General features: G+C 61.9%; 17 protein-coding genes. 10 read left to right on the forward strand and 7 right to left on the reverse strand.

Annotated features, from left to right (window positions below; genetic code table 11):
- Positions 1–17: 17 nt before the first annotated feature.
- Positions 18–1,196, forward strand: coding sequence for an acyl-CoA dehydrogenase (locus tag J5N58_RS19040; RefSeq protein WP_425314479.1), 1,179 nt, complete (start codon positions 18–20; stop codon positions 1,194–1,196).
- A gap of 346 nt (positions 1,197–1,542) precedes the next feature.
- Positions 1,543–2,556, forward strand: coding sequence for a PAS domain-containing protein (locus J5N58_RS19045; RefSeq protein WP_113457380.1), 1,014 nt, complete (start codon positions 1,543–1,545; stop codon positions 2,554–2,556).
- A 57-nt stretch (positions 2,557–2,613) separates the two neighbouring features.
- Here the strand turns inward: J5N58_RS19045 and J5N58_RS19050 are convergent, their stop codons facing one another.
- The gene (locus J5N58_RS19050) at positions 2,614–3,006 is read right to left on the reverse strand and encodes a hypothetical protein (RefSeq protein WP_113339330.1); all 393 of its coding nucleotides are present in this window, start codon (positions 3,004–3,006) and stop codon (positions 2,614–2,616) included.
- Between the two features lie 257 nt (positions 3,007–3,263).
- Between J5N58_RS19050 and J5N58_RS19055 the strand changes: the two genes are divergently transcribed.
- On the forward strand, positions 3,264–3,662 hold the full coding sequence (locus J5N58_RS19055; RefSeq protein WP_113339329.1) for a response regulator: 399 nt from the start codon (positions 3,264–3,266) through the stop codon (positions 3,660–3,662).
- Here J5N58_RS19055 and J5N58_RS19060 read toward each other — a convergent pair whose 3' ends face one another.
- Positions 3,663–4,289, reverse strand: coding sequence for a riboflavin synthase subunit alpha (locus tag J5N58_RS19060; protein ID WP_113339328.1), 627 nt, complete (start codon positions 4,287–4,289; stop codon positions 3,663–3,665).
- Between the two features lie 222 nt (positions 4,290–4,511).
- Between J5N58_RS19060 and J5N58_RS19065 the strand changes: the two genes are divergently transcribed.
- Together J5N58_RS19065 and J5N58_RS19070 are read left to right on the forward strand one after the other, a co-directional pair.
- Complete coding sequence (locus J5N58_RS19065) at positions 4,512–5,213, forward strand: phosphoribosyltransferase (protein WP_113339327.1); 702 nt, start codon at positions 4,512–4,514, stop codon at positions 5,211–5,213.
- Positions 5,214–5,309: 96 nt separating this feature from the next.
- Positions 5,310–6,233 (forward strand): 1-phosphofructokinase family hexose kinase, encoded by a 924-nt coding sequence (locus J5N58_RS19070; RefSeq protein ID WP_113339326.1) that lies wholly within the window; start codon positions 5,310–5,312, stop codon positions 6,231–6,233.
- Positions 6,234–6,410: 177 nt separating this feature from the next.
- On the opposite strand, the gene ppsA is transcribed toward J5N58_RS19070, so the two are convergent.
- Entirely contained in the window at positions 6,411–8,804 is a 2,394-nt protein-coding gene (gene ppsA / locus J5N58_RS19075) for a phosphoenolpyruvate synthase (protein WP_244712257.1), read from the reverse strand.
- 386 nt (positions 8,805–9,190) lie between these two features.
- Between ppsA and exbB the strand changes: the two genes are divergently transcribed.
- The 4 genes from exbB to J5N58_RS19095 all read left to right on the forward strand — a co-directional run bounded on the left by exbB (position 9,191) and on the right by J5N58_RS19095 (position 12,229).
- Complete coding sequence (gene exbB / locus J5N58_RS19080) at positions 9,191–10,276, forward strand: tonB-system energizer ExbB (protein WP_113467184.1); 1,086 nt, start codon at positions 9,191–9,193, stop codon at positions 10,274–10,276.
- Positions 10,277–10,281: 5 nt separating this feature from the next.
- Positions 10,282–10,758: a TonB system transport protein ExbD gene (gene exbD / locus J5N58_RS19085; RefSeq protein ID WP_244712262.1), complete on the forward strand. Its 477-nt coding sequence runs from the start codon at positions 10,282–10,284 to the stop codon at positions 10,756–10,758.
- Positions 10,755–11,699, forward strand: coding sequence for a TonB family protein (locus J5N58_RS19090; RefSeq protein ID WP_244712265.1), 945 nt, complete (start codon positions 10,755–10,757; stop codon positions 11,697–11,699). The genes exbD and J5N58_RS19090 overlap by 4 nt, the downstream gene beginning before the upstream one ends.
- Positions 11,700–11,770: 71 nt before the next feature.
- Complete coding sequence (locus J5N58_RS19095) at positions 11,771–12,229, forward strand: hypothetical protein (RefSeq protein ID WP_244712267.1); 459 nt, start codon at positions 11,771–11,773, stop codon at positions 12,227–12,229.
- 99 nt (positions 12,230–12,328) lie between these two features.
- Here the strand turns inward: J5N58_RS19095 and J5N58_RS19100 are convergent, their stop codons facing one another.
- The 3 genes from J5N58_RS19100 to J5N58_RS19110 form a co-directional block, all read right to left on the reverse strand.
- Positions 12,329–13,855 (reverse strand): bifunctional aminoglycoside phosphotransferase/ATP-binding protein, encoded by a 1,527-nt coding sequence (locus J5N58_RS19100; protein WP_113442983.1) that lies wholly within the window; start codon positions 13,853–13,855, stop codon positions 12,329–12,331.
- 192 nt (positions 13,856–14,047) lie between these two features.
- Entirely contained in the window at positions 14,048–15,589 is a 1,542-nt protein-coding gene (gene amaB, locus J5N58_RS19105) for an L-piperidine-6-carboxylate dehydrogenase (RefSeq protein WP_112829538.1), read from the reverse strand.
- Positions 15,590–15,651: 62 nt separating this feature from the next.
- Positions 15,652–16,935 carry an NAD(P)/FAD-dependent oxidoreductase gene (locus tag J5N58_RS19110; RefSeq protein ID WP_244712269.1) on the reverse strand — a complete coding sequence of 428 codons (1,284 nt, stop codon included), beginning with the start codon at positions 16,933–16,935 and terminating at the stop codon, positions 15,652–15,654.
- Between the two features lie 204 nt (positions 16,936–17,139).
- Between J5N58_RS19110 and J5N58_RS19115 the strand changes: the two genes are divergently transcribed.
- The gene (locus J5N58_RS19115) at positions 17,140–18,042 is read left to right on the forward strand and encodes a LysR family transcriptional regulator (RefSeq protein WP_113448679.1); all 903 of its coding nucleotides are present in this window, start codon (positions 17,140–17,142) and stop codon (positions 18,040–18,042) included.
- Positions 18,043–18,053: 11 nt separating this feature from the next.
- Here the strand turns inward: J5N58_RS19115 and J5N58_RS19120 are convergent, their stop codons facing one another.
- Positions 18,054–18,449, reverse strand: coding sequence for a DUF3307 domain-containing protein (locus J5N58_RS19120; RefSeq protein ID WP_244712304.1), 396 nt, complete (start codon positions 18,447–18,449; stop codon positions 18,054–18,056).
- Positions 18,450–18,453 lie beyond the last annotated feature (4 nt).

Genomic DNA, 18,453 nt, shown 5'->3' on the forward strand with positions numbered 1-18,453 from the left:
TATGAGTGATGAGCGACATGCGGCCTTTTTCCTGGAGCGATCCTTTCCTAATGGCAGAGGCTCTTTCCGAAGACGAGCGGATGATCCAGTCGGCGGCGGCGTCCTTTGCCGAAAGCGAGCTTCTGCCGCGGGTGAATGAGGCCTATCTCGGGGAGACGGTCGAGCCTGGAATCTTCCGCCTCATGGGGCAGGCCGGACTGCTCGGGGTGACGCTGCCGGAAAAATACGGTGCAGCCGGTGCGAACTACGTATCCTACGGTCTCGTCGCCCGAGAAGTTGAGCGCATCGATTCCGGCTATCGCTCGATGATGAGCGTGCAGTCGTCGCTGGTCATCCATCCGATCTACGCCTACGGCTCCGAGGAGCAGAAGGACAAGTACCTGCCCGGCCTCGTGTCGGGTGAACTGATCGGTTGCTTCGGCTTGACCGAGCCGGATGCCGGCTCCGATCCGGGCGGCATGAAGACGCGCGCCGAAAGGATCGAGGGCGGTTATCGCCTGCGCGGCTCCAAGATGTGGATTTCCAACGCGCCGATCGCCGATGTTTTCGTCGTCTGGGCGAAATCGGAGGCGCATGGCGGCGAGATCCGCGGTTTCGTGCTTGAAAAGGGCATGAAGGGCCTGTCGGCGCCGAAGATCGGCGGCAAGCTTTCCCTGCGTGCCTCGGTGACCGGCGAGATCGTGCTCGATGGCGTCGAGGTCGGTGAAGACGCATTGCTGCCGGGCGTCTCCGGCCTCAAGGGGCCGTTCGGTTGCCTTAACCGCGCCCGCTACGGCATCTCGTGGGGTGTGCTCGGCGCGGCTGAAGATTGCTGGTTCCGCGCCCGTCAGTATGGCCTCGACCGCAAGCAGTTCGGCAAGCCGCTGGCCGGCACCCAGCTCTATCAGAAGAAGCTCGCCGATATGCAGACGGAAATCACGCTTGGCCTTTTCGCCTCGCTGCGCGTCGGTCGGTTGATGGACGAGCATCAGTTCGCGCCCGAGATGATCTCGATCGTCAAGCGAAACAATTGCGGCAAGGCGCTTGATATCGCCCGCATGGCCCGCGACATGCACGGCGGCAACGGTATCCAGATCGAATACCATGTCATGCGCCACGCCCAGAACCTGGAGACGGTCAATACCTACGAGGGAACCCATGACGTGCACGCACTGATCCTCGGCCGGGCCCAGACCGGCATTCAGGCATTCTTCTGAGTCCGGGAATGTCGTTTCGCGGGCGTCCGCCGGCACGCATTGCGGCAAGATATTTTTCCCGAGGAATCCAAGGCTCGTCACTGACGAGCCTTTTTCGCTTCCGGCATCGCTGACGACCCCTTTGCCGAAAGGCTACTCCAACGCGTAGGCCGATGGCTTTTTGCGCTTCGTCAATGTCAGGCAAAACGTCATTGTTCTTCAGCAATATGTCATGTAGCTGTCGGACAGCGGATTGACGTCCTGTTATAATTTTAGAAAATACTGAAATACTGTGCCCGGTGTCCTCCATAAGGTTTCCGCGAAGGGTTGGCCTTAGGCGCGGCGCCAGCTTCGGGGAGGAAGCGGAATGTTCAACGTCGCGGTATTGGAAGGGCAGGCTCTCGATCTTTTCAGGCATGAACATCCCTGGCTCGGTTTTCCGAAGGCGATCCGAAACGTGACCCTGTTCCTGGATGACAATGGCGGCCCCACGCGTCTCACTGCGGAGGCCACCGACCAGGACGGAAACGCATACGCCTTCGATGTCGACAGCCTCGGTGTCGACACGCTTCTGTCACTGATCCGATTTGCTCCGAGAGGTGTCGAAAAAGTCGTCGAGACTCCAGAGGAAGCGCAGGTGTGGCGGATCCTCGAAAATCTGCCGCTTGCTGACGAAGGCGAGCCAGATGACGTAACACTGGAAGCAGAGCGGATGCGCATGCTGGAGGAGGCCTACGGTATCGTGCGCGAGATGGCCGCACGTGCTTTTCGCGAGAAAGGCGCTACTGCCAGCTCGCCCCAGGACGGGACTCGACTCGATAAGGCGGAGCGAGAACTGCCGAAGTGTCTGACAGAACTGACGGAGGCTCATAAGCCGCTTTTCCTGGAAGTGGACCTGTGGCGTCTGGCCGCTATCCTCAGGGACGAGGTATCGATGCCCATCGACATCGAGCTGAGCAACGACCGGCTTTCCGCACCCGGCGCGCTTGAAGATTTCGCTCCAGATACGGTAATCGGCGAGGCGGGGAGAGATTCCCTGATCCAGGCGCTCTTCGATCTTTCGCCCGTGGCTTTCTCGATTTCCACCACCGGGCAGAACTGTTCGCGCTATGTGCGCGTCAACAAGGCCTATCTCGATCTCGTCGGAAAGTCCTGGGAGGAGATCAAGGGCCATGAAATGGTGTCGTCAGGCCTTGTCGTCGACAACGAGGCGCGCGGCGCGCGCCTTGCGCGCCTCGACAAGGAAGGGGGATATGCTGGCGAACGTGCGGAAATCCGTAACGCCGCCGGAGAGATCATACCCGTAATCATCACGGCGAAGCGGTTGTCCATTGCCGGACAGTCATACGATTTCGAAGTCCTGACGAAAGCGCTTCCATAGGATCTTGAATGCGCTTTCCGTCCGGCGCATTTCCCGCTTCAAAATCGCCTATTCCGGTCAGTGTCTTCCGGCCCGGCCGGGTGTCGAGGAGTAGGTCGCCGAGACCGGGTCACTCGCAGGGAAGGAGTCTTCGAGACCTTCTTCGAGTTGATCCTCCAGTTCTTCGCTGTCCTGGGCCCGCCGCGCGCTGAGGACAGCATCGGAAATGCCGGTCTCTTCCGGGCCAAGGGGATCGAAACCACCTCTTTCCTTGCTGTCCGCCCCCGCGAAGGAACCGACCTGAAGCAGCAATGCTCGCGCCTTTTCCAGAGCGTTGTGCCGATCGATTCCGCCCGACGCGGTCTGCTTCATATGGACCGAAATAACCTCGCCACCGTCGCCGACGAATTCAACCGTGAAGCCCGGTCGTCGGCCCGCCTCCTCGTGAACCTGTGTGCTGATGACCTGCATTGTCTTTCTCCCTGGGAAGACTGCGACGCCAACCGGAACAGCCGGAGCGCCCCTTGCCGGTTAGGCAGCCCCGTAACGAGACCAAAGAACTCTTTTCGGGAACTGCACGTATGGCATGGGATAACGCGGTTGCGCGATGGAGGTTCCGCGTTCACAAAAATAACCGTGAAACAATTCGTTAACCAAGAAACTCGTTCATTTATGGGAAACCGAACAATACCGGGCCGGCCGCGTTGTGTCGCAAAAGGAGACAGGCAATGCAGTCGAAAAAAGAACCCCTCGAGGCCGATACGGTCCTTATTGTCGAAGATGATGCCCTCATTTCCATGGATGCGGCGGAAAGCGTCGCGCGGGCCGGCGTGAACGTCATGACGGTGGAAACGGTCGCCGATGCACTCGATGTCCTGGATCATGAACGGATCTCGGCGGCGATCCTCGACTTTCATGTACGCGACGGCGCTGTCACCCCGGTCGTCGAAAGATTGCGACGGTCGGGTGTGCCCTTCCGGATCGTATCGGGGTCGCCGCTTTCCGAAATCGCTGCAAAAGGTATCCCGGTCGACCTTTGTGCCCAGAAGCCGGCGGACTATCTGAAGGTTCTCATTTCTCTGATTGGAGAGCGGCCCTGGGTTTCGCTCAGAGCCAGCCATTCATAGTCACGCAGGGCGGCGCTGGTCCAGAAGCCGGGTCAGTGTGCGTTCGACAACATCGACCATTACCATCGTCTGGTGGTCGACTTCTATGTTCAGCTCGTCGCCCGGCTTGTAGCGTGGGAACGTCGTCTGGCGCAGCGTTTCGGGAATGAGGTTTATGGTGAACTCGTTCCTGTCTGCATCGGCCACCGTCAGGCTTGCGCCGTTGACGGCGAGGAAGCCCCGGGGGAAGACGTATTTCGCCCATTCCTCCGGCACCGCGAAGCGAATGAAGGCGCCCGGCATTTCCATCTTTGCATCCACCAGTTTCGCGGTTGTCGCGATGTGTCCTGCGATGGCGTGCCCGCCGTTTTCGTCCGTCGGCTTGGCGGAACGCTCGATATTGACGTCATCCCCTTTGTGCAGGGCGCCAAGGTTGGTGCGTGACAGGGTGGCGTCCATGGCGTCGAAGGTCACGGTGTTGCCATCGATCGATGTTGCCGAGAGGCAGACGCCTTCGACCGAAACGCTGCCGCCGATCTGCAAGCCTTCCAACAGGTGCTCGGGAATTTCGACGGAGAGCGTGGTATAGCCGTCGTGACGGGTGATGTCGGTGATGGGAGCCACGGTCTGAACGATACCGGTATACATTGCCAATCCTGCATTTTTGGCCGGCGGGGTGTCGCCGGATAGGTCGTGAAATCCCCTCAAAGGTAATGCCTGCCCGGTCAAAGACAACCGGGAAATCGGAACGCTGCGTCAAGATTTTCTGAACAGCCTTGCGGAGATGTTCCGCAAATTGCAAACCGGGCTCTCCTTTGCGATGAAGCAAGGGAAGGTTCGGTGAACCGGAGCAGGCGGAAGGATTGTCTCATGCAGCCTTATGACTATTGGCAGGAGTTTTATCCGGCCGGCAGTTTCGACCCCGCCGGCCCGCATGAAGCGAGCTTTCCGGCGACGCTTGGTGACGGACGTCAGTTGCTGCTGCCGATCAGGATGCTTGCCGGCGGGCAGCAGGCAATCGCCTCCCTGATTATCAATCAGGCGAGCTTTTCCGTCCTGCGCCTTCTGGCTACGGACATCGCCTCAAAGCTTCGTGCCTACCGGCCGGACGTGGTCGTCGGCCTGCCGACGCTCGGCCTGACACTTGCCGCTGCCGTCGCCGAGGCACTCGGCCACCCGCGCTATGTTCCGCTCGGAACCTCGCGCAAATTCTGGTATGACGAAAAACTCTCCGTGCCCCTGACCTCGATCACCACGCCGCACCAGCAGAAACGGCTTTATGTCGATCCGCGCATGCTGCCTCTCATGACGGAGCGTCGGGTCGTGCTGATCGACGATGTGATGTCGAGCGGTGCGTCGATGGCAGCGGGTCTTTCCCTTCTGGCGACGGTCGGCGTCGAACCGGCGGCGGTCGGAGCGGCCATGCTGCAGACGGATCGCTGGCGGGCTGCCATTGCCGGCGCCGGCACCCATTGGCCGGAGCGTGTGGTCGGCGCTTTCTCTACGCCGCTTCTTGTCCTTGGTCCCGAAGGTGGCTGGATCGCCGAACCCATTCGCCTTTCGGAGCGTTGAACGGGGGTAATCGCACAGTTATACCGGACGGTGGGCAATTCTGTCATCGCCATCTGATTTTCTTTGATCTGTCATAGTGGAACGGTAGCTTCGGGCATGTCGAAAATTCTCTCCATCGCACTCAACCCCGCTATCGATATTTCCAGTGACGCCGACGAGGTGCGCCATACGCACAAGACCCGTACCCACAATCAGCGCCAGCATGCCGGCGGCGGCGGTATCAATGTCGCCCGGGTTATCGTCGAACTCGGCGGCCATTGCGAACTGCTTTATCTTTCCGGCGGGGCGACCGGAGAATTGCTGGAAACCATGCTCCGGCCGCTCGGCATCCGGCAGCATGTAATGAAAATCCATGATCCGGTGCGGGTCGCCTATAACGTGCATGAGCTTTCGACAAATCTCGAATACCGTTTCGTGCCGGAGGGGCCGCTGGTCAGCGATGCTGAACTCGCTTCCGTTTTCGATATCCTGGAAAAGTGCGACGCGGATTATGTGGTGGCCAGCGGCAGTCTGCCGCGAGGCGTTCCGGCCGACACCTATCTTCGCATGGCTGAAATTGCTGCCCGACGAAACCAGCGCTTCGTGCTGGACACGTCCGGCGAGGCATTGCGCGAGACACTGGCAAGCTGCCATGTGTTCCTGGTGAAGCCGAGCCTTGGGGAACTGGAAGGCCTTGTCGGACGCAAGCTCGATCACGAAAGCGTCGGCCCGGCCGCCCAGGAAGTCATTCGCCGTGGCGCGGCGCAGTATATCGCCGTCACGCTCGGCGCTGACGGGGCGGTTCTGGTCGGTGCCGACAGCATCACGCGGGTTCCAGCCATCAAGGTGGCTGTTCAGTCGGCGGTCGGCGCTGGCGACAGTTTCGTCGCAGGCATGACATGGTCGCTTGCCGAGGGAAAGGATATCGTCGAAGCTTTCCGTCTCGGCATGGCCGCCGGCGCCGCTGCGGTCATGACCTCCGGCACGGAGCTTTGCCGCCGCAGGGACATTCTGGACCTTTATGTGGCCAACAGGGGCTGATGTCACCCGTGATGGATCGCGAACATCGTCCCTCGGGTAGCTGACAGGATGAAGAACCTCTGCGCGCCGTCATGCACGGACCTCTCCCGAAAATCTGCAAGCGATCGATTTCTTTGATGTAAGAAGATCCTCGGCACGCGGCCGAGGATGGCGTCGGGATAGAACGGTGCGCCTCGCTTAGCGACGTCCGAGTGCTGCTTCCGTTTCCGCGACCTTGCGTTTGACCTCCATGAAACTGTCGGGGCTGACAGACATGGAGTCGATCCCGCATTTTACCAGGAACTCGGCAAATTCCGGATGATCGCTCGGCGCCTGGCCGCAAAGGCCGATCTTGGCTCCGGCCTTGCTGGCTTCCGCAATCACTTTTTCGATCATCCACTTCACTGCTTCATCCTGTTCGTCGAAGAGGTCGGCAAGTTCGCCGGAGTCGCGGTCAACGCCAAGGGTCAGTTGGGTGAGGTCGTTCGAGCCGATCGAAAAGCCGTCGAAGCGGTCGGCAAACTTGGCGGCCAGGATGACGTTCGAGGGGATCTCGCACATCACGTAGACCTGCAGGCCGTTTTCTCCCCGCTTCAGACCGTTGTCCGCCATGACGGCCAATACCTTGTCGGCTTCTCCGACAGACCGGCAGAAGGGGATCATGACGACGACGTTCGTGAAGCCCATCTCATCGCGCAGCCGTTTGATCGCCTTGCATTCCAGCGCGAAGCCTTCCCGGTAGCGTGGCGAATAATAGCGTGAAGCGCCGCGGAAGCCGATCATCGGATTTTCCTCGGCTGGCTCGAATTCCGCGCCTCCCATAAGGCCGGCATATTCATTGGTCTTGAAGTCGCTCATGCGAACGATCACCGGCTTCGGATGGACAGCCGCGGCAAGGCGGGCGAGGCCGCGGGCGAGCTTGTCGACGAAATAGTCGGTCTTGTCGTCGTAGCCCGCCGTCAGGACGGAGATCTCGGCTTTCGCTGCCTCATCCTTCAACAGATCGAAGTGGACGAGCGCCATCGGATGGACGCGGATTGCGTTGGAGACGACGAATTCCATGCGGGCAAGGCCGATACCATCGGCGGGCATGCGCCACCAGCGAAAGGCTGAACCGGGATTGGCGAGATTGAGCATGACTTGGGTACGGGTGGCGGGAAGGTCACTGACGTCGAGCTCATCCACCGTATAATCCGCTATGCCCTCGTAGACGAAACCTTCGTCGCCCTCGGCGCAGGAGATCGTGACCTCCTGGCCGGTATGCAGAAGCTCCGTGGCATTGCCGGTGCCGACCACGGCCGGCAATCCAAGCTCGCGGCTGACGATTGCCGCATGCGAGGTCCGCCCGCCATGATCCGTCACGATTGCCGCCGCCCGCTTCATGATCGGCACCCAGTCCGGGTCGGTTGTCTGGGTGACGAGGATGGAGCCGTCGACGAACTGGTCGATGTCCCTGACGCTTTCTATGAGGCAGACCTGTCCGCTTGCCACCGCATCGCCGATCGACAGGCCCTTCGCAAGCACCTTGCCCTTGTTGTTGATCGTGTAGGACTTGAAGACACCCGCGCCGCGACGCGCCTGAACGGTTTCCGGGCGGGCCTGGACGATGAACATTTCGCCGGTCTTGCCGTCGCGCGCCCATTCCATATCCATCGGGCAACCGTAGTGGGTCTCGATGATTGCGGCCCAGCGGGCGAGATCGAGGATTTCCGGATCGCTCAGCACATAGGCTGCGCGCTCCGCCTTTGATGTCGGGACGTTGCGCGTCGGTTTCTCTCCGGTCGCGTAGATCATCTTGATCGCCTTGGCGCCCTTCTTCTTCTCGATCAGCGGCTTCAGCACGGGATCGGCAAGGAGTGGCTTGAACACCTGATATTCGTCCGGGTCGACGGCGCCCTGCACGACGTTTTCACCAAGCCCCCAAGCGGCGTTGATCAGCACCACCTTGTCGAAGCCGGTTTCGGTGTCGATCGAAAACATCACGCCCGAGCCGCCGATATCGGAGCGCACCATGCGCTGCACGCCGACGGAGAGCGCGACCTTCATGTGGTCGAAACCCTTTGCCTTGCGGTAGCTGATGGCGCGGTCGGTAAAAAGCGAAGCGTAGCAACGGCGGCATGCGTCGATCAGGGCGGTTTCCCCCTTGATGTTCAGGAAGGTCTCCTGCTGGCCGGCAAAGCTCGCATCCGGCAGGTCTTCCGCCGTGGCGCTCGAGCGGACGGCAACCTCGACATCATCGACACCGGCGCGCCTGGAAAGCTCGCGATAGGCGGACCGGATTGCTGCCTCCGTCTCAGTCGGCCAATCGCCTTTCAGGAAGATGTTGCGGATCGCCTGGCCGGTTTCGGCGAGAGTTGCCTTGCCTGTCTCCCATTCGACGAGCATTGCGGTCATCCGGTCTCTGAGCCGATTGGCTTCTACATAGTTCCAATAGGCATCGGCAGTGGTGGCGAAGCCGGGCGGTACCCGGATGCCCTTTGCCGCCAGTATCTGCACCATTTCGCCGAGCGAGGCGTTTTTGCCGCCAACGCGGGCGACATCCCCGCGAACGAGATTTTCGAACCATGCGATGGATTGCAAGTCTGCGGACATGAGGGCCTCCCGTGGCGCGATAGGTTCCTGGATTGCCAGAAACGCTCTGGATGTTGTGCAGCATAACCACCCATGAGGTCGCCGCTTTGACAACGATCAAACCAGCGCCGAACGTCCATGCGGCGAACGTCGATCCGAGACGCAGGACCGAGAGCCCCTTTTTGCTCCCATGCAGCTTTCTTGTATCTTTTTGTCCTGTTTTTGATGTCCGATCCGGTTTATTACTTGTCAAAAGAAGTCAAGTTTACTATCGAAGACGAAGTCGCAGCCCACCGATCCCAAGCGGGCCGGGTTGCTTTGTCCTGTTCAGTCATTGCCAAAAGGAGCTCCCAGTGTTTCCTCGTCATTCGGGACCTTCCACCGCGGCCGCGTTTGCAGCCAGTCTGATGATCTTTGCCGCCCAGCCGGTCATTGCCCAGGAGGCGACATCCGTCACCGCCCCGGAGGCTCCTGCTGCAATGCAGGCGGCCCCAGCGCCAGTGGCACCAGCGGCAGGCGGCGGCGCAGCTACTTCGGCGCCGGAAGCTCCGGTAGCGCAGCCGACCGTCCCGCCAGTCGCTTCGGACAACCAGGCCGCACCCGCACTCGCTCAGCCTGAAATGCCTACGGCGGCGCAACAGCCTGTAACTCCGCAGCCCGCCGCACAGCAGGTTTCTCCTGTTACGGCCGAGGCCGTAGCGCCCCAGGCGGAGGCGGTCGATCCGGCGACGGCTGAAAATCTTTTGCCCGACCTCTCCGCTCCACGCGAAGACCTGCCCCACAACCTGTCGCCTTTCGGCATGTTTATGGCCGCAGACTGGGTGGTCAAGTCGGTGATGATCGCGCTGGCGCTTGCTTCGCTGGTCACCTGGACGGTCTGGCTGGTGAAGACGCTGCAGCTTACCGGCGCGCGCATGCGAGCGAAGACCGGGCTCAAGGCGGTTTCAAAGGCCGCGACGCTCGGACAGGCCCTGTCGCATGTCGAGCGACGCGGCGGGGTCGTCGCCGGCATGGTGCGCGCAGCCGATCATGAAGTTCGCCTCTCCGATGCCGCGATCGATTATGCGGGCGGCGAAGGTGTGAAGGAGCGCGTCGCATCCGCACTGGCGCGGATCGAGGTCGGTGCGGGCCGCAACATGGCCAAGGGCACCGGCGCGCTTGCCACCATCGGTTCGGTCGCGCCTTTCGTCGGTCTGTTCGGCACGGTATGGGGCATCATGAATTCCTTCATCGGCATTTCCCAGTCGAACACGACCAACCTTGCCGTCGTCGCACCCGGTATCGCCGAAGCACTTCTGGCAACCGCAATCGGCCTCGTTGCAGCTATCCCGGCAGTGGTCATCTACAACATCTTTGCCCGCTCCGTGACGGCGTATCGCCAGCTTCTGGCCGATGCCGCGGCGGGGATCGAACGGCTGGTCAGCCGCGACCTCGACTTCCGCAAGGTGCCGCATGACGGCCATCATGCCAGCGTGAAGTTTGCTGCGGAGTAACGGCAATGGCAGGCGGTATCCGCGAGAACCATTCGGGTGACGAACTCCAGGAAAACCACGAGATCAACGTCACGCCCTTCATCGACGTCATGCTCGTGCTGCTGATCATCTTCATGGTGGCGGCGCCGCTCGCAACGGTCGATGTCAGCGTCGATCTACCTGCCTCCACCGCCAAGCCGGCGGAGCGTCCCGATGAGCCGGTTTATGTGACGCTCAAGGAAGACATGTCGCTGGCGCTCGGTAACGAGACCGTGGCGCGCGAGGCACTGGGCATTAATCTGGACCGCCTGACCTCCGGCAACAAGGATGCGCGCATCTTCTTGCGTGCAGACAAGGCTGTCGACTACGGTGCGTTCATGGAGGTGATGAATCTCCTGCGTGATGCCGGCTACCTGAAGATCGCCCTGGTGGGCCTGGAAACGCTGCCTGCCGCGCCAGCGCCCGGCGCATCATCTGCTACTGCCGAAGGCCAGACCCCATGAGCGGCCCCGGCGGATATCGATCCCGGTTCGCCGCCGGCGAACTGCTGCTGTGGACTTCCGCCGCCGTACTGGTGGCTGGCGCCCATGCGGGCGCCGTTGCGCTGATGATGCGGTCGGCGGCGGAACCTCTGGGCGATCCCGCGCCGCCGGCTGCGATCATGATCGAAATGGCGCCGGAGCCGGAAGCTGCCAATACCGAGGAAGAACAGATTGTTCCCGATGAGGTGAATGCGGAGGAAGTTCAATCCGCATCGATCACCCCGCCACCGGAACCGATCGTCGAACCGCCGCCGGAACCCGAACCTCAGCCGTTGCCCGAACCGGTTAACGAGGTGGTCGAGGAACTCCCGCCGCCGGAACCTGAGCCGCTGCCAGAGCCCGTCACTGAACCGCCGCCGGAACCTGTCGAGCAAATCGATCCTGTCGAACAGTTGGTAATGGCCCAGCTCGAGAATGTCGCTGTGCCGATCCCGCTTGTTCGGCCGCCCCTGCCGCAGAACGCTGAGGAAGCGCCAAAAAAGAGACCTGAAAAAAAGGTCGAAAAGAAAAAGCAGGCACCGGAATTACCGGCTTCGAAGGCAGCACGCCAAGCGAGCATTGACGCGACTCAATCCAATCGTACCGCTGCCCAGCAGACGAGCAGCGGTGGAAACAGCAGTATGTCGCCGGCCAAATGGCAGTCACGTCTGATGTCCCATCTGGAGCGCCGCAAACGTTATCCCTCGGAGGCGCGCGACAACCGCGAAGAGGGAACGGCTTACGTACGGTTCCGGATCGACGATTCCGGTAATGTGTTATCCGTCGCATTGTCGCGATCTTCGGGATATCCGCGACTCGACCAGGAGGTGGTTGAGATGGTTCGTCGTGCGTCTCCGGTGCCCGCCCCACCGCCGGGTGTCAACAAGACCATTACCGCTCCCGTGCGCTTCAATATTCGCTAGGCCTACAACACCCTCTTGCCATGTTGCGCTGCGTCGTACAGGCTAGCTGTCGATGAAGGCAGAGGGATTTCATGGAATTGCTGCAGGCCTATGAGGCGGAATATGCGTTGATCGAGTCCTGGCTCGATATGGTTCTGCCTCAGGCCTGTGCCGATGCCGGTCTCGAGGTGATGGCGGCACAACCGCCCGAGCATGTGAGCGTCATCGCCCGCGACGAGCGCTGGCTCAGGGTGTCCCAGGAGGATTGCATCGATGCATTCCTCAACGTCTATGCCAATACCACCCGTTGCAATGTCGTGATTATCGCCGATCCGTCGACGCCTGCCGACTTCCTCGCCGAAAAGGTTCGTGCAACGACTGTCGGCGCCCGGCAGATCGGCTGGACATTTCTGACAGTGGACGACCTCCGCCTTGTCTGTTTCTTCGAGGACATGGACCTCACGGCGTCATCCGGCCGCAATTCGGGCTGGGTGGCACGCGATCTCGCCCGCATGCTGCGCTGGCTGCTGTCGCGGGGCACTGCGTTCTAAGGCCTTCCGCCGGGATAGCGCGGCCGGGAGGCCGGTGGCTTTTCCTTCGAATCAAAGACTGCCCCGGAGCCGGCCCTGAGTATTGCCGTGAGCGGCCGGTTACGCCTCTCCAGCGAGAAAGAGTAGCTTTTGCACCAGTTCGTGGGTCGGTGTCGTGGCGTCGAGCCGCGTCCATCCGATGTCGCCGATGTCCTTCGAAAGCTGGCGCTGGAGAATATCCGGCGTTGCATCCGACTGTCCCTGCGGGCGCGCGGCGATCCGCGCCATCAGGATAGCGGCATCCGCGTCCAGCCATATGCCGGTGAACGGTATCCCGGCCTGGCTCGCGACGGACTGGATAAGCCGGCGATCTTCCGCCCGGTCGAAGACGGCATCCACGACGACCGCGCCGTTACCGGCGAGAATCTCCGCGGCGTGCGTAGCAAGACCTTGATAGACCTTCTGCGAGACTTCGGGACGATAGGCGTCGAGCGGCAGGCGCTCGTGAGCGGCGACGCCGAACATCGCCTTGCGTAAGCGGTCGCTTTCCAGAAGACGTGCGCCGGGGGCGGCGCCCAGCCTCGGCGCGAGTGCATCGGCCAGCGTCGATTTTCCGGAGCCGCTAAGGCCGCCGATGGCAACCAGCCGGGGGGTGCGGGTTCGCAACAGTTCATCCGCGAAACCGAAGTAGCCACGGGCGTTTTTCGTAAGGCAACCGTCTGCATCGCCCGCCTCCTCGATCTGGGTTCCCGTGACATGGGCACGCACTGCCGCCCGCACCGCCATAAAGAAGGGGAGCAGGGCATGACCCTCGTCATCCCCGGTGCGGTCGAGATAGCGGTTCATGACGATATTGGCGAAATCGGGAAAGCCACGATGCCAGAGATCCATCAGAAGGAAAGCGAGATCGTAAAGCACGTCGACGGTGGCGATCTGGTCGTTGAAGTCGATGCAATCGAACATGCGCGGACCGGCGGGGCTCATGAAGAGGTTTCTCAGATGCAGGTCGCCGTGGCAGAGGCGCACCCTGCCATCCTGTTCGCGCCTGTCCATCAGGGGTGCATGGCCACGCCAGGCTTCACGGAAGGCACCGGCCAGGCGCTTCACGTCGCCTGGCGGGAAGACATGGCTGGTGGCAAAACCCGCCTCGTTGATGTCGAGCACGCCGGCCAGATTGGCGGAGCCGCTGCCGGCATGGATGACCGGCGCCGTGGCATGAAAGCCCGCGACCAGGCCGGCTGTTTCTTCCATGATCGCGGTCGTCAGCCTGCCTTCCTGTGCCATGCGGTCGAACAGGTCATGCTGGGCAAAGCGGGTCATCTCGACGAGGACATCAACCGGTTCGCCGTCGCCGTCGAAGACAAGGTGACCATCGGCCTCGCGCGTGATCCGCCGGATGCCGAGATAAAGGTCGGGTGTCGCCCGGCCGTTCAGCTCGACCTCGCGCCGGCAATAATGGAGCCGAAGATCGTAAGTGGAAAAGTCGGCATAGGGCAGTTTTACCGCCCGCTTCAGCTTGAAGGCGCGTCCGTCGATCAGGAAGACGATGGAGATGTGGGTTTCAATGACCTTGACTGCGCCGGAGAACCCGTAATTTACGGCTTTTCCGAGGAAATCGATAACTGCCGACTGATCGTGAATTTCCATTCGCCCTCCGGGGAACCGTCAATTTCACCAGCGGCACCTTGTCCGATTCCGATCCGGAAGGCCAGCCTTCCGCACCCGACCTTGGTCGCAGACCGACTGCGGCAAATGGGTCGCCGCGGGGTAAAAGAAAGAGACCGCGCGATCGCTGTGGATCGCGCGGCCTGAAAGGCGGGCCCGGGTCTGAACGCGGGATCAGCCCACGTCGAACTTGACGCCCTGGGCAAGCGGTAGGGTGCGGCCGTAGTTCACGGTGTTGGTCGCCCGCCGCATATAGGCCTTCCAGGCGTCGGAGCCGGATTCGCGGCCGCCGCCGGTTTCCTTCTCGCCACCGAAGGCGCCGCCGATTTCAGCGCCCGAAGGGCCGATGTTGACGTTGGCAATGCCGCAATCCGAACCGCGGTCCGAAACGAAGGCTTCCGCCTCGCGCAGGTCGTTGGTGAAGATCGAGGATGACAGGCCCTGCGGCACGTCGTTGTTCAGCGCCAGCGCGTCGTCGAAATTGCTGTACCTGATGACGTAGAGGATGGGCGCAAAGGTTTCCTCGACCACCGGGCCCGTCTGAGACGGCATTTCAACGAGCGCCGGCCGGACGTAGTAGGCATCAGCGGCTTCGTCGCCGTTCACGCGATCGCCACCGGTAACCTTGCCGCCGGCAGCCCTGGCGGCTTCCAGCGCCTTCTGCATGCGGTCGAAGGCGCCCTTGTCGATCAGCGGGCCGATCAGCGTGCCGGCCTCCAGCGGGTTGCCGATCGAAACGGAGCCATAGGCCTTGATGAGACGTGGAACCAGCGTGTCGTAAACGCTGTCATGGACGAACAGGCGGCGCAGCGTCGTGCAGCGCTGGCCGGCCGTACCCATGGCGGCGAAGGCGACGCCGCGGAGCGTCAGGTCGAGATCGGCGGTCGGGCAGACGATTGCGGCGTTGTTGCCGCCGAGTTCGAGGATCGAGCGACCGAAGCGAGCGGCGACGCGCGGACCGACGGCGCGACCCATTGCGGTGGAGCCGGTCGCCGAGATCAGCGGCACCTTGGGGTTGTCGACGAGGATTTCGCCGATATCGCGGCCGCCGATGAGCAGGGTGGAGAGGTTTGCCGGAGCCTTGTTGCCATCGGCTACATAGCGCTTCACGGCCTTCTCGAAGATCGCCTGGGTGGCAATGGCGGTGAGCGGGGTCTTTTCCGAGGGCTTCCAGATGGTGGAGTTGCCGCAGACGAGCGCGAGCGCGGAGTTCCAGGACCAGACGGCGACCGGGAAGTTGAAGGCGGAGATGATGCCGGTGACGCCGAGCGGATGCCAGCTTTCCATCATGCGGTGTTCGGAGCGCTCGGTGGCGATTGTCAGGCCATAGAGCTGGCGGGAAAGGCCGACCGCGAAATCGCAGATATCGATCATTTCCTGTACTTCGCCGAGACCTTCCGAGGTGATCTTGCCGACTTCGATCGAGACGAGACGACCGAGGTCAGCCTTGGCGGCGCGCAGCTCTTCGCCGAGCAGGCGGATGAGTTCGCCACGCTTGGGTGCCGGTACAAGGCGCCATTCGAGGAAAGCCTGATGGGCGGCGTCGATTGCGGCCTTGGTGCCGGCGGCGTCGATTTCGCCAAGGGCAGCGATCTGTTCGCCGTTGATCGGGGAGCGGACGGCCAGCGAGCCGCCGGTCATGGCCGAGGCGGGTACGCCGAGCTTGGCCATGATGGATGCGACTTCCGCGGCGAAATTCTGTTTGGCAAGGGTCATGGAGTTCCTTCCGGTATCCTGTTGTGTTCCGTTGTCTTATCGTGGCGCGGCGCGTTTCGTTTTCAGAAGCGCTCGCTGGCAAAATGGGCGATCTGGGCGCCAGCCTCGTAATAGGCGCCCTTGAGGTTGCGAAGCGGGGCCTCCTTCACGTCCGTTACCGGCAATGGCATCTCCTCCTCGGAGAGCTCGCCCAGAATATGGCGCGCCAAGGTCTTACCGAAAACGGTGCCGGGCGCAATGCCGCGGCCATTATAGCCGGAGAAGCCCACGACATTCGGCGCGAACTTGTGGAAGCGCGGGATGGCGTCATCGGTCATGCCGATGCGGCCATACCACTCGGTCTCGAAGGCGATGTCTCCGAGTTCGGGGAACAGCCTCTTCAGCGAGCGCTTCGCCCAGGAGCGGTGGATGGAGGCGCCGGTGTTGCGCAGCGCGCCGACGCTGCCGAATACCAGGCGGCCGGCCTTGTCCATGCGGAAGGAGGAAAGGATTTCCTTGGTATCCCAGCATCCCTCGCGGCCGGGCAGGATCTTTTCGAGCTGTGCCTTCGGCAGCGGCACCGTGGCAAAGTTGAAGTAGGGCAGCAGCACCTGTTCGTTGCGAACCTGTTCCCAGGGGCCGGTCGAATAGAATTCAGAGGCAACGATGATCCAGTCCGCCGAAACCGACCCGTTCGCCGTATTGACCAGCCAGCGGTTGCCATTGCTTTCGGTCGAAATGGCGGCGCTGCCGGTGTGGATTTTTGCGCCGGCGGCGATGGCCGCCTTTGCCAGGCCGCGGACATAGGCGAGCGGTTGCAACGTGCCGGCGCGCATGTCGAGGAGCGAGCCGCTATAAGCCGTCGTCCCGATGCGCCTTGCTGTTTCCTCGGCCGAAAGGACACGGACATCGGCGCCTCGCGCGGCCCATTGCGCGCAGCGTTCCCTGATTTCCTTGAGGCCGTCCTCGCCGACGGCGCAATGGAGCGTGCCATTCTTCTCGAGCTCGCATTCGATCGCATGCTTTTCGATCAGCGCCCGCACCAGAATGGGTGCGTTGCCGAGCAGATCCAGCACGCGTTCGCCATAGACCGGACCGAGCACGCCGGGGATTTCAAGCGGCATGACCCACATGCCGCCATTGATCAGGCCGACATTGCGGCCAGCGCCGCCAAAACCGATCTCATTGGCCTCAAGAAGCACCACCCTGGTTCCGGCTTCGGCAAGGTGAAGGGCCGCGGAAACACCGGTATAGCCACCGCCGACGATTACCACGTCGGCATCGACATTGCCGGAAAGGGCGGGTGTCTGAGGGGCGGCCGGGGCGGTTTTTTCCCAGAGACCGTGGGAGCGGGGGTCGTTCAGCATGATGCCATCCTCTGAGGTGGCCGCGATAACGGCCTGCAAGACGGGTCCGGACGGGATGGCGCGGGCTGCTCCCCTCTCCCTCCCTGGAGAAAACAGCGGTCGTCGACGCGTCATTCCGAAACGTAAAGTCTTGCGAAATCTAGAAGACGAAACTAACCCGTTCCAACGATAATTTCTCAAGAGTTCATTCCGGAGGCGCATGACATGCTGGCTGCCAGGCGATTTCTCCCGTCACTCTCCCTGCTTGCCGCTTTCGAGGCCGCGGCGCGCACCGGCAGCATCACGGCGGCGGCTCGGGAGCTCGATCTGACCCAGAGCGCGGTCAGCCGGCAGATCAAGGCGCTGGAGACGCAGCTTGGCGTGGAACTTTTCCTGCGCGAGCGCCAGACGATCAGGCTCACCGTCGCCGGTGACGGCTATGCGCGCGAGATCCGCGAGGCCTTGCGCCGCATCTCCAGCGCCTCGCTCAATCTTCGGGCGAACCCTTACGGCGGATCGCTCAACCTCGCCATCCTGCCGACCTTCGGCGCCCGGTGGCTTGCACCGCGGCTGGGGAAGTTCCTGTCCGCTCATCCCGGCATCACCATCAATATGGTCACGCGTCTTTCACCTTTCGATTTCCGCCTGGATTCCATCGATGCCGCAATCCACTTCGGCGATCCGGTATGGCCGGGCGCGGAACTCGCTTTCCTCATGCGGGAAACGACGCTGCCGGTCTGCAGCCCATCCTTCAAGAAGAGCCACAGGCTGAACGCGCCATCGGATGTTCTCGACGTGTCCCTGTTGCACCTGACGACGCGGCCGGATGCCTGGGAGCGCTGGCTTACCCATCGTGGCGTGACCTTCGAGAGCGTGCACGGAATGCTGTTCGACCAGTTTGCCACGGTGGCGCAGGCGGCCATCGGCGGGCTTGGCGTGGCACTTCTGCCTGTCTTCCTGTTCCGCGACGAACTGGAACGGGGCGAACTCGTGCCGGCAATCGACGGTGAGGTCGAGAGCGCCGAACGCTATTATCTCGCCTTCACGCGGGAGAGAGGGGATTATCCGCCGCTTGCCGCGTTCCGGGACTGGATCGTCAAGGAAGCGAGGGACAGCGCATCCGGCTGAGCGGCTGGAGATCAGAAGGTCTGGCTCGTGGCCAGAATGACGACGAAGACGAGATGCGTGAAGTGGTGCAAGGTCTGGTCGGTGCCGAGCAGCCACCAGAATCCGGGCTGGGTGGTGGTAAGGGCAAAGCGTTGTTGAATAACGGCCTTGGACCGGTCGATCGCGAAATGGATGGCGAAGTCGACAATGCCGATCCAGGCCAGGGACGGAGAAAGAAACGCAAAGATCGCGGCGGTCAGCATGCCGTGAACGGCGGCGTGTACCGTGAGAGGCACCAGCCAACCCTCGGCCCGTTCCTTGCCCAGCGCCATCCATTTGGTCTGCCAGATGAAATCCGCCAGCAGGTGCTTGGCGAGAAACAACGCAATACCGCTCATCATCCAGGCAGTGGAGATCTGATCGGGCATGGTT

It is taken from the genome of Paenirhizobium cremeum (genome assembly GCF_022884085.1).
GTDB classification, from domain to species: Bacteria; Pseudomonadota; Alphaproteobacteria; order Rhizobiales; family Rhizobiaceae; genus Allorhizobium; species Allorhizobium cremeum.